1 protein-coding gene is annotated in these 1,023 nt (G+C 38.4%); it reads right to left on the bottom strand.

The features are described from left to right. Positions 1-172: 172 nt before the first annotated feature. Positions 173-1,023 (bottom strand): SEL1-like repeat protein (locus CVP05_RS12660; RefSeq protein ID WP_100289413.1); only part of this gene is annotated, 851 nt, incomplete at its 5' end.

The following is a 1,023-nucleotide window of genomic DNA, read 5'->3' as shown; positions in this document are numbered from 1 at the left end:
CAAGTAAAGGTTAAATCTGTGATAGAGTTTGTTTTGGATTCCCGCATGGAGTTGCTCTGTGTGGGTACGCAAGCGGTGCAGATTAAACTCAGTAATATTATCTTAAATCTCATAAAAAACTCCGGTAAATATTACCGCACTTTCTCCAAAACAAAAGTGCGGTATGTTTTTATTATTTTTTCGGCAATCCTGTGTTTACATCAAGCCCTGCTTGGTCGGCCAGTTTTTGCATTAACTCTTCACTTGGTTTCGGTGGGGAAGCCCCTTCATACCAACGCTGAAAGGCGATTTTACCGTCCCAGGCAGGCAGTTTAGCCGGCGGAAGGGGGACGATTTCGTCTAAGTCTGGGACTGTTGGGTTAAGGTAGCTATTGTCATAAAGATATTCTTCAATCATTTGATAACGAATCGCTCGTTCAGGATCAACTTTTAAGGAGAGATTATAGGTTTCTGTTTTATTATTACTAAATGCTTCGGAAAGTCTACGGGCAGAGGCATCATCACCATTTTTCACGCCTTGGTGATATGTTCTTAATGCTAATTCAAAATTACTTTCATTTTTCAATCTTATACCTAAAAATCTTGAGGCTAACCCCATTCCCTGTTTAGATGAACAGTCCAGTAATTTTTTTCTTAACGATTTTCTAAACTCTAAAGACGCTTTATCTTGTATTTGGCCTAGTACTTCTGCCAATTCATACTGTGCTTCTCTGCTCCCTAAATCAGCAGCTTTTCTTAAATAAGCAAACTGTCCGCCTTTTTCAGTTTTAACACCGTATCCATTAGTTAAATAACCATATAAATTATAATAGGCAGTAGCAGGCAATTGTTTTTCTAGGGCTTTATTTAACTCATAAACAGTTTTTTGCGGTTTTTTTACTATAATTCTGCCGCTTTCAATTAAATATTGTAGTCTGACATTGGCTTTATAATCGCCGTTGGCGGCGGCGATTCGGTAGTATCGTTCGGTGCTTTTCCAAACATCATCGCCTTTTTTGCCTAACCACATATTATGTAAATCGT

The sequence above is a fragment of the Conservatibacter flavescens genome (assembly GCF_002795425.1).
Taxonomy (GTDB): domain Bacteria; phylum Pseudomonadota; class Gammaproteobacteria; order Enterobacterales; family Pasteurellaceae; genus Conservatibacter; species Conservatibacter flavescens.
Note: the sequence above shows the minus strand (reverse complement) of the source record. Positions and strands in the feature narration are given on the sequence as shown.